This window comes from Nocardia flavorosea (assembly GCF_015477805.1).
Taxonomy (GTDB): domain Bacteria; phylum Actinomycetota; class Actinomycetes; order Mycobacteriales; family Mycobacteriaceae; genus Nocardia; species Nocardia flavorosea_A.
In genome coordinates, this window is sequence record NZ_JADLQL010000001.1 from 363,702 (window position 1) to 376,524 (window position 12,823).

Consider the following 12,823-nt stretch of genomic DNA (forward strand, 5'->3'; position numbering starts at 1 on the left):
GGCCGATGGATGCCTCCGGTACTCCGCCGCGTATACAGGCCCCGTATATCGTCGTGATGGGCGTGACGGGCAGCGGTAAGAGCTCGACGGCCCGGTTGCTCGCCCGGCGTCTCGGCGTTCCGTTCGCCGATGCCGACGATATGCATTCGCCCGCGAATATCAGCAAGATGCGCTCGGGTATCCCGCTCGACGACAGCGACCGGGGGCCGTGGCTGGCGAAGGTCGGCCGGTGGTTGCGCGACCGTTCGATGGAAGGAACCGGCGCGGTGGTCGCTTGTTCGGCGCTGAAACGGCGTTACCGCGACGGTCTGCGGTCTGCCGCGCCCGGCATATTTTTCGTGCTGCTGACCGCGGACCGCGACGAACTACTGAAACGAACGGCGCAGCGAGGCGAGCATTTCATGCCCGCCTCGCTGCTCGATTCCCAGCTCGCCGCCCTGGAACCGCTCGAACCGGGGGAATCCGGCGCGGTGCTGTACGACACCCGCGGCCCCGGCCAGGCCGTCGATATGGCGATCCGGCATCTGACCGAGGTCGGCGCGGACGACCAGAGCTAGAACTGACCTCCGTGCCGGAGGGGCGCGTCAGCAGCCCATGGGGACGTCTTCGCCGCGGAATCGTGCCTCCACGAACGTCCAGGCATCGGCGAAGCCCGCGACCGCGGCGGTCATATGTTCGGCGATATCGTAGGTGGTCAGTTTGACCGGGGCACCGGCACGGCAGGCGCGGTCGGCGTATTCGGCCACGCCGTCGTACGGGGTCAGTGTGTCGTACCGGCCGTGCCAGAGGTAGGTGGGCATCGTCGGCACCCCGTCGAAATAGCGCAGGCTGTTCTCGTGCAGTACTTCGCGGGCTTCGGGGCTGTCCATCAAGCTCTTGGAGGCCGCCATCTGTTCCGCGCTGCGGAAGGCGCCGTGGAACAGCAGGAAGCGGCGGCAGGCGTCATGGGTGAACTCGCGGAACCACAGGCCGTTCTCGTTGAGCTGATCCGATACCGGCAGCCGGTGCGGATATTCGCGTTCCAGTCCCATAGCCGCGGCGAACGCCAGCCCGAAACCGGGGTGCGGGGCGAAACCGAGCCCGAGTGCCATCTGCTCCAGATCGGCCGGGACCCCGCCCGCCACCGCCGCATCGATCTTCAACTCCGGAGCGTAGGTCGGTTGCAGCGCCGCGGCCCAGCCGGTGGCGAGCCCGCCGCCGGAATAGCCGGCGATCGCGACCGGGGCATCCGCCAGCCCGAGTTCGGCGACCTGCTGGACGGCGCGGATGCTGTCGAGGGTGATCATCCCGCTGAGCCGGCCCGCGGCGTAGGCGACGGTGGGGCCCAGGTAGTCGGGCACGGAGATGGCCCAGCCCCGGCCGATCGGCAGCATCGCCCCGACCGCGTCCTGGAGTTCGCCGTTGAACAGCGAACGCGACGGGTTGCAGCGGGTGCCGAGCGAATTGATCAGGGCCTGATAGGACACCAGCGGCGGGTCGGCCACTCCGACCGGCATGAGAACGGTGGTGACTCCGAGAATGGGCTCGCCGCGGGAATTGGTGGAACGGAAGGCGATCTGATGGCCTTCGGTGCCCAGGTAGAGGCCGGTATCGATGGTTCGGGTCCGGACCACGTCGCCGGGCCGGAGATCGCCCAGGTTGTCGGGTGCGGCGTAGAAGGGGTCCGGATCGGGCTGGGGATACAGCGGTTCGGCTTTCGCCTCGACGCCGAACAGCCCCACCGAGACGAGGGTCAGCAGCAGGATCAGGATTCGGGTGGAAACTCTGAACACGATCTTCTTTCGGACAGCAGGAAACAACCCGGCGACGGGCCGGGCACTCGTGGTGCCGTTCGGCCCGTTGCCGAGGGACAGGCGAGGTATGCGGACGACTGCTGTCGCCGCGAAAGTCCGCCGCGGCGGCCCGGAGGCAGCGAGCGCGGTGATCGCTCGAACGAACTGTCTCCGTTGGCTTGTGGCCGTGGCCCCAGTTCCGCGCGTGGCGGCTTACTTTACGACGCGCACCGATGGTAGCGGTCGGCTCGGCCCGCGTATATGCCCGATTCTGCGCCAGATCACAAGGAACCGGCGCGATCTTCACCATCGGTCCCAAGATCGGCGGGCACCGGGTCCCGCAGGCCCGGCAGACCTCCGGTCCGGGCTCATGGCCGGTGGATTCCGGGAGAGATCGCCACTTCGGCGCGAACAGGCCGGCGCCGGCCGGGACAGATCACCGTGTGCCCGCCCGTAGTGATCAGGCGATGGCGCCGTAGGCGTAGTCGTCCAGCGGGAACCGCACCGCCTCCCGGTGGGCGTTGACGGTACTGGTCGGGCGCAGCAGCGCCGCTTCGCCGTGCTGATTGAAGTAGTAGCTGCGCGCGCCGGCGCAGTCACCGCCGTAGAACACCGAGGAACCGAGCTTCCCGGTCACCCGCTCCAGGAATGCGGTATTGGCGCGTTCGGTGATCTCGAAGGTCGTTTCGCCGCGGCGCGCCAGCTCGCCGAAGAGCCGGCCCATATGCTTCATCTGCGCTTCGATGGTCGTGAAATACGATAGCCCACTGTAGGAATACGGGCTGTTCAGGCTCAGGAAGTTCGGGAATTTCGGCACGGTGATTCCCTCGTATGCCTGGAAGCGGTTCTCCCGCCAGAATCGCCCGAGGTCCACGCCGTCGCGGCCGATGATTTCGAAGGCCGGGAAGTTGACGTCCCACAGGTTGAATCCGGTGGCCAGTATCAAGGTGTCGACGGTGGCCCGGCGACCGTCGGCGGTGACGATTGCGTCCGCCTCCACCCGCTCGATCGGATCGGTTTCCAATCGGACGTGGGGTTTGTTGAAAGTGGCGAAATAGTGGTTGGAGAAAGTCGGCCGCTTACATCCGAAATCGTAGCGGGGTGTCAGCTGCTCGCGGAGCCGTTCATCATGGACCTGGGCGCGCAGATGGGCCTTGGCCAGCAGCGCCGCGGCTTTGTTCAGCGGCCGGGCCTGCTTGTAGTGCAGAACGCCGACCACCATCAACGCTTCCAGCATGGTCGTATTGACCATCCGGGCCGCCCGCTGTGTCGCCGGTATCCGTTCGAAGAGTCGCTGCACTGCGGCAGGGATCGCCGTATCGATCTTGGGCACCACCCAGATGGGGGTGCGCTGGAAAACGGTGAGCTCGCGGGCCCGCGCGGCGACCTCGGGCACCAGCTGCACACTCGTGGCGCCGGTGCCGACGATCGCGACCCGGCGATCGGTGAGATCGTAGGTATCGTCCCAGGCGGTGGTGTGGATGATCTTGCCGGCGAAGGTGTCGATACCCGGGAACGGCGGGGTGTAGGGCTGGGAGAGAAATCCAGTTGCGGTCAGCAGATAGCGGGCGGTGAGTGTTTCCCCGCCGGCCGCGGTGACCACCCAGTATCGGCCGTGGCTGTCCCAGCGGGCGCTCTCGACGGTGGTGTCGAAGCGCATCCGCTCTCGGAGCCGGTACTTGTCCGCGATGTGATCGGCGTATTTCTTCAGTTCGGCGCCGGGCGCGAACAGACGCGACCAGAACGGATTGGGTTCGAAGGAGTACGAGTAGGTCACCGAGGCGATATCGACGGCGAGACCGGGGTAGTGGTTGACGAACCAGGTCCCACCGAGATCGGATTCGCGTTCGAGTATCACGAAATTGCCCAGGCCCAGACGGTCGAGCTGGATACCCGCCCCCATACCGCCGAATCCCGCACCGATCACGACGGCGTCGTATCGAGGTGCCACGTCGAACCTCCCAGCGAACTGAACCACATGTCCCGGAATGACACGTCATTCCGTTTATGATGACCGTATCATCGGGGACGTGACGAAGCCACAGACGCGGGCCGAACGCCGCAAGGCCGAACTCCGGCGCGACATCATCGATACCGCCTTCGTCTGTTTCGCGGAAAAGGGGTATCACGCCACCGGCATCGCAGATATCGCTGCGGAACTCGGAATCGGTCACGGCACCTTCTACCGATACTTCAGCAACAAACGCGACATCATCGACCATGTGATCGACGATCTCGCCGCCCGGATCGCCGATACGCTCGGCACCGACAATGCCCCGGACGCGGCGCGCACGCTGGACGAGTACCGGCAGCAGATCGAACGGATCGGGGCCGCGCTGACGCATATCCTCCTCGCCGACCACCGGGTGGCGCAATTGCTGCTGTTCCACGCGCCCGGGATCGACGACGAGCTGACCCGGCGCCTGTACGGGCTACTCGATACCGCCGACGCGCTCACGGCCGGATACCTCGACCACGGGGTGGAGCTGGGCTATCTACGTGCGGATCTGGACACCCTCAATACCGCCCGTGCGGTCACTGGCATGCTGCTCGCCGGCGTGGTCCACGGGCTCCGCGACCGAGACGAACAGGCCATCGCGGCGTTGAACCAGGCCATCCGCCGGCTGCTGATCGACGGGGTTGCCGAGAGGTGATCGACGCCCAGATCGGCCGATCGGCGCGCCGGGCGCGGCCCCGGTGAACGCATACAGTGGAGTCCATGTCGCCGATGGACGAATGGCATCCGTCCACCGTCGCGGACTGGAGCGATGAACGCCGTCGGGCCCGGTTGCGCGAAACGCGCCCGGGACACCGGTGGAAGGCATTGTCACGCACCAGACAGGCGTTGTTGCGGGTTGCCGTACTACTGACGATCGCACTGGTCGCCTTCGCGCAGTACTGGGAGCACGATGTGGCCCCGGAGCGGGCGCGGCTGGCCCGCACCGAACCCGCGCTGCTGCCGGTCGCCGAACCGGCCACCCCCGGTCTGCGGGATACCGCGGTCGTCGATTTCGTCGGGCTCGGCGGACTGAACGCCAGCGATACCGCGGCCGCGTTACCCGCGCTGCGGAAGATGGGGTCGGTCTGGGCGATCCGCTACGACAACCGCGGTATCGATACCGAAGTGATCGCCGACCTGGTCATTCGTGCCGCCGTCATGTCGGGGGTGCGCAATATCGTGCTGGCCGGGCACAGTATGGGCGGAGTGATCGCGCTGGAGGTCGCGCGGCATATCCACACCGGCAGCGACCGGCGGCTGCTCGCGGTGCTGCTCGATTGCACACCCCTGGATCTCGACGCCGTGCGGCCGGAAAGTCGCGGCCTCGGCGAGGATATGGTCCGGTGGATGGGCTGGCTGCCCGGTGCCCGGGAGAGCCGCGGCCTGCGGATCGCGGTGGAGACCTATGCCCGGCGCGAACGGTTCCTCGACGACACCGGGGTCCCGGGGATCCGGCTCGACCAGCTGGGCGCCGCGGTCGAACAGGTATTGCGGGACAAGATCTTCAACGCCGATGCCGCCAGTAACGGACTCATCGAATCCCAGTTCCTGGCCATCGTCGCCGGCGGCGCCACCGATGATCTACGCCAACTCTCCCGTGCGGCCCGTGGCAAACCCCGCCCGGCCATCGTTTTCCTCCGGCCGCACGACGCCACCCGCGACCGCGTGGTCGATGTGACGTATACCCATCAGGTGTTGATCGACGAGGTCGGCGGGGTGGACGGCAACCTGCTTGTGGTGAAGCCGCGCGGGACCGGGCATGCCGATCCGCGGCAACATCCGGCCGAATACAACACGGTGATCGCCCAGCAGGTACTGCCCTTCGTCGAGCGGTACCGGGCGCAGATCACCGCCGTGAGTTCGGCGGCGCCGCCACGCTGACCTCGGTCTCCGCAGTGCCGGTGAGGTAGCGCTGAACCGTCGGTCCCAGCCAGGCGATCACCTCGTGCCGGGGCATGGTGACCAGTGGCGGGAAACGCAGAACGAACCGGCACAGCGCCATGCCCAAGATCTGTGTGGCGGCCAGGCCGGCGCGGGCCGGGGTCTGGTCCGGGTCGTTGCCCGCTGCCGTGATCACGGGTCCGAGCTGGCCGGCGAAGATCGCGCGCATCCGTTCGGCCACAGCCTCGTTGGTGACTCCGGCGCGCAGCAGGATGAGCAGTGCCTCGTCGCGTTCCCAGCGTTCCAGGAAATGTGCGACGAGCGCGGTGCCCATCCGTTCGCGTGGAACGGCCGACAGGTCCGGCAGTTCCAGATCGAATTCGGCGGCCGCGGCGAAGAGCCGTTCCTTGTTGCCGAAGTAGCGCATCACCATCGCTGGATCGATCGAGGCGTCGGCGGCGATCGCGCGGATGGTTGCGCGTTCGTATCCGTCGGCGGCGAACCGCTCGCGGGCCGCCGCGAGGATCGTTTCTTTGGTTTCCGCTGCCGATCGCTTCATGTCAACGAGTGTAGGCCAACAAGTGTTGACAACGACGGGCGGGCGGTCTTATCGTTGATGCCAACGGTTGTTGACTTTGAGAAAGGGCAGGTGGGAGACATGTCCACACCCGATATCGACGTTATCGTCGTGGGCGCCGGCCCGGTCGGCCTCACCGCTGCGATCGTGCTCGCCGACCTCGGGCACCGGGTACGCATCGTCGACAACCAGGCCGCCGGTGCGAACACCTCCCGCGCCGCCGTCGTGCATTCGCGCACTCTGGAACTTCTCGAGCCCTACGGCGTCGTACCGGCACTGACCGCCCGCGGACTGCCGATACCGCGCTTCACCATTCGTGACCGGGACCGGACCCTGATATCGGTGCCGTTCGACGGACTGCCCACCGCCTACCCCTACACCCTGATGATCTCGCAGGCCGATACGGAGAAAATCCTGCTGGAGCGGGCGACCGAACTGGGCATCGTTGTCGCCCGTCCGGCGACGGTCGCCGCGATCGTCCAGGGCAATAATTCGGTCACCGCGACGTTGTCCGGCGGCGAGCGGATATCGGCCCGCTATCTGATCGGCGCGGACGGGATGCACAGCACGGTACGCGAGCAGGCGGGGATCGGATTCACCGGCGGCAGTTACGCGGAATCGTTCGGCCTGGCCGATATCCGGCTGACGGGAGGTATTCCCCGCGACGAGGTGATCCTCTACTTCTCCCCGGCGGGCCTGGTAGTGGTGGCCCCACTTCCCGACGATATGTACCGGGTCGTCGCGGTGGCGCAGGACGCCCCACACGATCCGGATACCGGTTTCGTGCAGCGGCTACTGGACGATCGTGGGCCGCGAGCTGTCCCGGGAGTGGTCACAGAGGTGGTGTGGGGTTCGCGGTTCCGCGTCCACCACCGCCTCGCCGACAGCTTCCGGCGCGGCCGGATCCTGCTCGCCGGTGACGCCGCCCATGTGCATTCACCCGCCGGCGGGCAAGGGATGAACCTCGGTATCGAGGATGCCGTGACGACCGGCCGGACGCTGTCGCGGGTGCTGCGCGGCGAAACGGCGGCGCTGCTCGACGAGCACGCGGCGGTGCGGCGCGGTACCGCCCGTTCGGTGATGTCCACCGCCGGGCGGCTCACCGATGCCGCCACGATACCGGCCGCCGCGCGGCCGTTACGCAATACCGGTCTGCGTATCGCCGGTGCCGCACCGGTGGTCCGGCGCCGGCTCGCCTACCGGTTGTCCGGGCTGGACCGCCGCTGAACCGGAACAGAACCCGTCATCTCCAGGAGTCCGCCATGCGCGTCGTCAACGAACACCAGGCAAGCAAAGCCCGCCTCATCTCCACCACCGCCGACGGATTCCTGCTGCTCGCCGCCGAGATCGGTGACTGGGCCGGGCCGCTACCGCGGCCTTCGGCAGCTCGCCGCCGGATACCGGCCCGGATCGGCCGGCTGACCGAGCGGCTGGCCGCCCGGCACAATGTGCTCGAGGTGACCGCTTTTCGTGCCGCGTTCCGGCCTCCGGGGGAGGGCGCGCGGATCCTGCGGACCGCCGGTGTGGCGCCCGCCCGCTTCGACTTCGTCGTCCTCGTCAGAGTGGACTCGGTGGCCGGCGTCGATACCGTTCGCCGCGACCCGGCCTGGCTCGAGCTGGCCGGGCTGCTGGAGGCGTCGGCCCGGCGCACCCATATCGTCGCGGCGAGCAGCCCCGCCCGGATCGCCGATGTCGACCATGGACCCGGCCACTGGTTCCTGTTCAACTACTTCTACGGCGACGCCCCCGGGACGGTGCAGGATATCTGGGAGTACACCGCGGGCTGGTTCCAGCGGAAGACGGCACTGCCGAACTCGGTGCCCATGTGCCCGCTCCCGGGGGAGCCCGCCGATTACACGCTGATCAACCACGCCTCCTGGCCGGCGCTGCGCACCTTTCTGCCCGGCCTGCTGTTCCGGCCGACATTCCGTTCGTTCGTCTTGGCGAACTTCGCCGCGAACAATGTTGCCGCGCAACCGATAATCTACCGGCGACTGCCCTGACCCGGCGTTCCGCCGCGGGCGCGCCGGGTGCGCTACACCGGCTCGGCTTCCGCACGGGTGAGTGGAAGCCAGACGGTGAACGTGGTGGTGCCGGGCCGTGATTCCACCCGGATATCGCCGCCGTGCTTGTTCACCACGATCCGGAAGGAGATATCCAGGCCGAGGCCCGTGCCCTCGCCGACCGGTTTGGTGGTGAAGAAGGGTTCGAAGATGCGGTCGCGTACCTCGGTCGCGATCCCGGGCCCGGTATCGGTGATCTCCACGACGGCACAGTCGTCGGCGTGGCGGGTGCGCAACGTCAGGGTGCCGCTGCCCTGCATCGCGTAGACGGCGTTGTCGATGAGGTTGGTCCAGACCTGGTTGAGTTCGGCGGCGTAACACGGCACCTGGGGGAGTGCGGGATCGTACTGCTTGACCACCGCGATCGAATCGCCGATCTTGCGGCTGAGCATGACCAGCGTGCTGTCCAGCAGTTCGTGCAGATCCACAACCTGGAACGGGGCACGGTCCATTTGCGAATACTGTTTGGCCGCGTCCACCAGGGTGGAGATCCGGCCGGTCGAATCGGCGATCTCGTTCATCAGCAGCTCGGTTTCGATGGTGTAGGTGAGCCACCGGAAGGCCCCCTCGAGTACCTGCTGCGCGGAACCCGCCAACGTCGCCGACACCCGCTCGAGCCAGTCGGTGTCGAAACCGGCCTGCACGAAATTCGGCGCCAGTTCCCAGCCTCCGGCGATGCCGTGCTCCTCGAGCCAGTCGCCGAGCGCGTCCTCGCGGTCTGCGGCTTCCAGCGGCGACAGTTCCGGCGCCTTCGCCACCTGGGCCGCCGCCTCTTCCTGGAGCCGCACCAAGGTTTCGAGTACTTCGGTGCCGAACTTGCCCTGTGCCATCATGGCCAGTTTGTGCCGCATACCGGCGATACGGTCGCGGAGACCGGAGGTGGCGCGGACGGCGGCCGCGGCCGGATTGTTCAGCTCGTGGGTGAGGCCGGCCGACAACGATCCGAGCGCCAGCAGCCGTTCCCGCTGGGCGATACGGGCATTGTTGTTGCGGTTACCGAAGAACGCACCCTCGAGCAGGTGCACTGCCATGGGGAACCAGGCGTGCATCATCCGGGAGAACGTCTGTGCGTCGAGGACGAAGAACCGGGACGGCACGGTGACGTAGAGCGAACCGGTGTACTGGGTTTCGGCGTGCTCGCCGAGGTAGGCAGTCCACGCACCGGCATAGGATCCGCGGTGGGCGGTGCGCACCATCTCGATCTCCCGGCCCGCCGACAGTTTCGTGAGACGTACCTCGCCGTCCATCAATACGTAGAAGCACGTCGCCGGTTCGCCTTCGCGGTAGACGGGGCCGGGTTCGAGGTATTCGATGCGGCCGTCGGCGCACAACCACGCCAGCTGGTCGTCGTCGAGCTTCTCGAACAGGAACAAGGTCCGCAATTCGGCCGGATCGCAGATACTCACCACTCGTCTCCTAAGCCAGGTACCGGTGTACGAGCATGACTGCCATGGCGCCCTCGCCGACCGCCGAGGCCACCCGTTTGGCGGATTCGGCATGCACATCGCCGGCGACGAACACGCCCGGCACACTGGTTTCCAGGTGATGGGGCGGGCGCGGTAGTTCCCACCCGGGCGGCCGGGCGCCGTCCACCAGCAGGTCGGGTCCGGCCAGGACGTAACCGGCGGTATCGCGGTGGACCACGCCGTCGAGCCATTCCGTCTGCGGCGCCGCCCCGATGAACAGGAACAGTCGTTCGGCGGGAGCCTTCTCCTCGGTGCCGGTCCGGTTGTCGCGCAGCACCACGGTGTGCAGATGGTCGGCACCGTCCACCGCAACGATCTCGGTCTCGGTGTGCACCACGATGCCGGGCACTTGCGCGATCTGCTGGACGAGGTAGTGCGACATGGATTTTTCCAGCGTGTCCGCCCGGACCACGAGATGGACCCGGCGGGCGTGCCGGGACAGGAACATCGCCGCCTGACCCGCGGAATTCGCGCCGCCGACGATATAGACGTCGTGTCCGGCGCATTCGGCCGCTTCGGTCATCGCCGATCCGTAGAAGACCCCGCGGCCGGTGAACGCGTCCACGCCGGGCGCGGGATGGCGGCGGTAGTCCACGCCGGTGGCGATGAGGACCGTATGCCCCGACAGGGTGCCGCCGTCGGCGAAGCGGACGGTACGGGCCGAACCGTTCACCTCGAGCCCCACCACCTCCCGGGTCGTGACCACCTCGGCGCCGAACTTCGCGGCCTGGCGCCGCGCCCGGTCGGCGAGCTGCACCCCGGACAGGCCGTCCGGGAATCCGAGATAGTTCTCGATCCGCGAGCTCTGCCCGGCCTGACCGCCGGTCGCGGTGCGTTCGACCAGGACGGTCCGCAATCCCTCGGAGGCGCCGTAGACCGCGGCGCCGAGCCCGGCCGGTCCGCCGCCGACCACGATGAGATCGTAGAAATCCGCGGCCGGCTCGGTACTCAACCCGACGCTTTCCGCGAGCTCGCCGTCGGTGGGCTGAACCAGCGCCCGGCCGCTCTCGGTGATCACCACCGGGCATCGGCGTGGATCGGCCCCGGCCGCCTCCAGCAGCCGCGCGCCCTCGGGCTCCTCCGCCGGATACCAGCGGTAGGGCAATTGGTTTCTGGCCAGGAACTCCCTGACCTGAGACGACCGGGGAGACCACCGGTTGCCCACGACCTTGGTCCCGTGTACGGGCCGGTGTTCACTGCTGCGCCAGGCATCGAGCAGGGCATCCAGCACCGGGTACAACTTCTCCTCCGGCGGGTCCCAGGGTTTGAGCAGGTAGTGGTCGAGGTCCACGACATTGATGGCGTCGATCGCGGCGTTCGTATCGGCATACGCTGTCAACAGCACCCGCCGGGCGAAGGGATGCAGGTCCATGGCTTGTTCCAGAAATTCGATCCCGTCCATACCCGGCATCCGGAAATCGGCGAGCAGCACCGCCACCGGCGTACCGCGCAATTTCATCTCCCGTAGCGCTTCGAGCGCTTGCGGACCCGATTCGGCGCGCAGGATGCGATAGTCGGCACCGTAACGCCGGCGCAGGTCGCGGACGACCGCCCGCGATACTCCGGGATCGTCGTCGACGCTCAGAATGGCGGGCTTGGAGACAGTCGGGGAACTCACCGATCGAGTATGCCCGCCCATGCGGCGCTATGGCGGATCGGCGCCGTGACCCGCGTTCCGGCGGCCGGCCGGGCGAGCATCCCGCCGCCGGATGAGGTCGCCGGCAAACTGCCGAGGCGGCGGCGGTGGGGATTGCCGTTCGATCGCCGCGGTACCCGGCCCCGCCGCCGGCCGGGGTGGCGGATAAGGACCGCGGGAATCGCCCCGGTCGTTCGGGCCGGCGAGTAACGGTGTTGTGAAGTGGATCGAACCGCAGCTACCGATTTCGTATATCGCTGCCCGTCGTACCCCGGATCATCGAAGAATTTCCGGTGGCCCTGTTTGCCCGGAATTGTCTCGGGTAGTTGCCGGAATGTAGCCGATCGGCACTCCGCACTGAGTGCCCGGCGGTTACCCGAAAAGAGCCGATGCCGCGCCCGATGCGGAACCGAACACCGGGAGCGGCGAGCACGCCGAATCGCGTCGGCGCCCGGCACCCGGGTACGGGGACAGCCACCCCCGAAGCGCCCGAATCCGGACCGGTCCCCGTGGCGTGAATCGGTTCGCCGATCACGTATCGGACGAGAAGCTAGGAGGAATCATGGCTCAACAGGTGGAAGAACTGATCGGAGACGCCGTTTACGACCTGGACGGCGACAAGATCGGCAAGGTGAAGCGAGTCTATGTCGACAATTCTTCCGGCGCCCCGACCTGGGCGTCGGTGAGCACCGGACTCTTCAGCGAAGATTCACTGGTGCCGCTCGCCGGAGCGCAGCTGCGGCAGGACACCGGGGAACTGCGGGTCCGGGTGCAGAAGGAAGCGGTGAAATCGGCGCCGCATCTCGAGCACGACGGCCTGATCAGCCGCGAATCCGAGGACGAACTGTTCGTCCACTACGGAATCGACCCCGGTCATGCCGGCTGGGAGGATTACGGGCGCCACGCCGAGCGACCCGGCGACACGACCGGTATGGGTACTGCCGCCGGTATGGGTACTGCCGCCGGTATGGGCGGAACCACCGCATCACCCGCGGACCGGGAATCCATGGTGCGCTCGGAGGAGCAGCTCAACGTCGGTACCGAACAGCAGGAGTCCGGCCGGGCTCGGATGCGCAAATACGTGGTCACCGAGGAGCAATCGGTCACTGTTCCCACCAGCCACGAGGAAGTGCATGTCGAACGCGAACCCATCACCGACCCCGATGCGGTGAACGCGGATCTGGGCGATGAGGAACGAGAGGTCACTCTGCACGAAGAGCGGGTGACGGTGAACAAGGAATCCGTTCCCGTCGAGCGGGTCCGCCTCGCTGTCGACGAGGTCGAGGACGAGCAGACGGTTTCCGATACCGTCCGCAAGGAACGGATCGAAACCGAAGGCACCGACCGCGACGACCGTCGCTGACCACCGAATTCCGCGGGATCCCGGGTCTTCACCCGGGATCCCTTTTCGCGGAACGGGACTACGGAG

Annotated in this window: 11 protein-coding genes; 6 read left to right on the forward strand and 5 right to left on the reverse strand. The window is 67.3% G+C overall.

Translation table 11 applies throughout. The features are described 5' to 3' along the window. Positions 1-5: 5 nt before the first annotated feature. Positions 6-557, forward strand: a complete 552-nt coding sequence (locus tag IU448_RS01725; RefSeq protein WP_195053726.1) for a gluconokinase — start codon at positions 6-8, stop codon at positions 555-557. A 27-nt stretch (positions 558-584) separates the two neighbouring features. Here the strand turns inward: IU448_RS01725 and IU448_RS01730 are convergent, their stop codons facing one another. Further along, a complete protein-coding gene (locus tag IU448_RS01730; RefSeq protein WP_416382968.1) occupies positions 585-1,751 on the reverse strand; it encodes a lipase family protein in 1,167 nt (388 codons plus the stop codon). Between the two features lie 481 nt (positions 1,752-2,232). Continuing rightward, positions 2,233-3,723, reverse strand: a complete 1,491-nt coding sequence (locus tag IU448_RS01735; protein WP_195053728.1) for a flavin-containing monooxygenase — start codon at positions 3,721-3,723, stop codon at positions 2,233-2,235. Between the two features lie 37 nt (positions 3,724-3,760). On the opposite strand from IU448_RS01735, the gene IU448_RS01740 reads away from it, so the two are divergent. Beyond that, positions 3,761-4,426, forward strand: a complete 666-nt coding sequence (locus IU448_RS01740; protein ID WP_195053729.1) for a TetR/AcrR family transcriptional regulator — start codon at positions 3,761-3,763, stop codon at positions 4,424-4,426. 65 nt (positions 4,427-4,491) lie between these two features. Further along, the gene (locus IU448_RS01745; RefSeq protein WP_195053730.1) at positions 4,492-5,652 is read left to right on the forward strand and encodes an alpha/beta fold hydrolase; all 1,161 of its coding nucleotides are present in this window, start codon (positions 4,492-4,494) and stop codon (positions 5,650-5,652) included. On the opposite strand, the gene IU448_RS01750 is transcribed toward IU448_RS01745, so the two are convergent. Further along, positions 5,618-6,211, reverse strand: a complete 594-nt coding sequence (locus tag IU448_RS01750; protein WP_195053731.1) for a TetR family transcriptional regulator — start codon at positions 6,209-6,211, stop codon at positions 5,618-5,620. The two genes, IU448_RS01745 and IU448_RS01750, sit on opposite strands and share 35 nt — an antisense overlap. 99 nt (positions 6,212-6,310) lie before the next feature. Here IU448_RS01750 and IU448_RS01755 point away from each other — a divergent pair, with 99 nt between their 5' ends. Further along, on the forward strand, positions 6,311-7,456 hold the full coding sequence (locus IU448_RS01755) for an FAD-dependent oxidoreductase (protein ID WP_195053732.1): 1,146 nt from the start codon (positions 6,311-6,313) through the stop codon (positions 7,454-7,456). A 35-nt stretch (positions 7,457-7,491) separates the two neighbouring features. Further along, positions 7,492-8,232: a hypothetical protein gene (locus IU448_RS01760; protein WP_195053733.1), complete on the forward strand. Its 741-nt coding sequence runs from the start codon at positions 7,492-7,494 to the stop codon at positions 8,230-8,232. 32 nt (positions 8,233-8,264) lie between these two features. Here the strand turns inward: IU448_RS01760 and IU448_RS01765 are convergent, their stop codons facing one another. Next, positions 8,265-9,698 (reverse strand): ATP-binding protein, encoded by a 1,434-nt coding sequence (locus IU448_RS01765; protein ID WP_416382951.1) that lies wholly within the window; start codon positions 9,696-9,698, stop codon positions 8,265-8,267. A 10-nt stretch (positions 9,699-9,708) separates the two neighbouring features. Next, the gene (locus IU448_RS01770; protein ID WP_228811988.1) at positions 9,709-11,397 is read right to left on the reverse strand and encodes an FAD-dependent oxidoreductase; all 1,689 of its coding nucleotides are present in this window, start codon (positions 11,395-11,397) and stop codon (positions 9,709-9,711) included. Between the two features lie 559 nt (positions 11,398-11,956). On the opposite strand from IU448_RS01770, the gene IU448_RS01775 reads away from it, so the two are divergent. Then, positions 11,957-12,757 (forward strand): DUF2382 domain-containing protein, encoded by an 801-nt coding sequence (locus tag IU448_RS01775; protein ID WP_195053736.1) that lies wholly within the window; start codon positions 11,957-11,959, stop codon positions 12,755-12,757. Positions 12,758-12,823: the final 66 nt, after the last annotated feature.

Bases quoted from the DNA above. Each gene is read 5' to 3' on its own strand.
- IU448_RS01770 (WP_228811988.1), bottom strand. From the start codon at position 11,397: ATGGGCGGGCATACTCGATCGGTGAGTTCCCCGACTGTCTCCAAGCCC.
- IU448_RS01775 (WP_195053736.1), top strand. From the start codon at position 11,957: ATGGCTCAACAGGTGGAAGAACTGATCGGAGACGCCGTTTACGACCTG.
- IU448_RS01745 (WP_195053730.1), top strand. From the start codon at position 4,492: ATGTCGCCGATGGACGAATGGCATCCGTCCACCGTCGCGGACTGGAGC.
- IU448_RS01740 (WP_195053729.1), top strand. From the start codon at position 3,761: ATGACACGTCATTCCGTTTATGATGACCGTATCATCGGGGACGTGACG.
- IU448_RS01755 (WP_195053732.1), top strand. From the start codon at position 6,311: ATGTCCACACCCGATATCGACGTTATCGTCGTGGGCGCCGGCCCGGTC.
- IU448_RS01760 (WP_195053733.1), top strand. From the start codon at position 7,492: ATGCGCGTCGTCAACGAACACCAGGCAAGCAAAGCCCGCCTCATCTCC.
- IU448_RS01725 (WP_195053726.1), top strand. From the start codon at position 6: ATGGATGCCTCCGGTACTCCGCCGCGTATACAGGCCCCGTATATCGTC.
- IU448_RS01750 (WP_195053731.1), bottom strand. From the start codon at position 6,211: ATGAAGCGATCGGCAGCGGAAACCAAAGAAACGATCCTCGCGGCGGCC.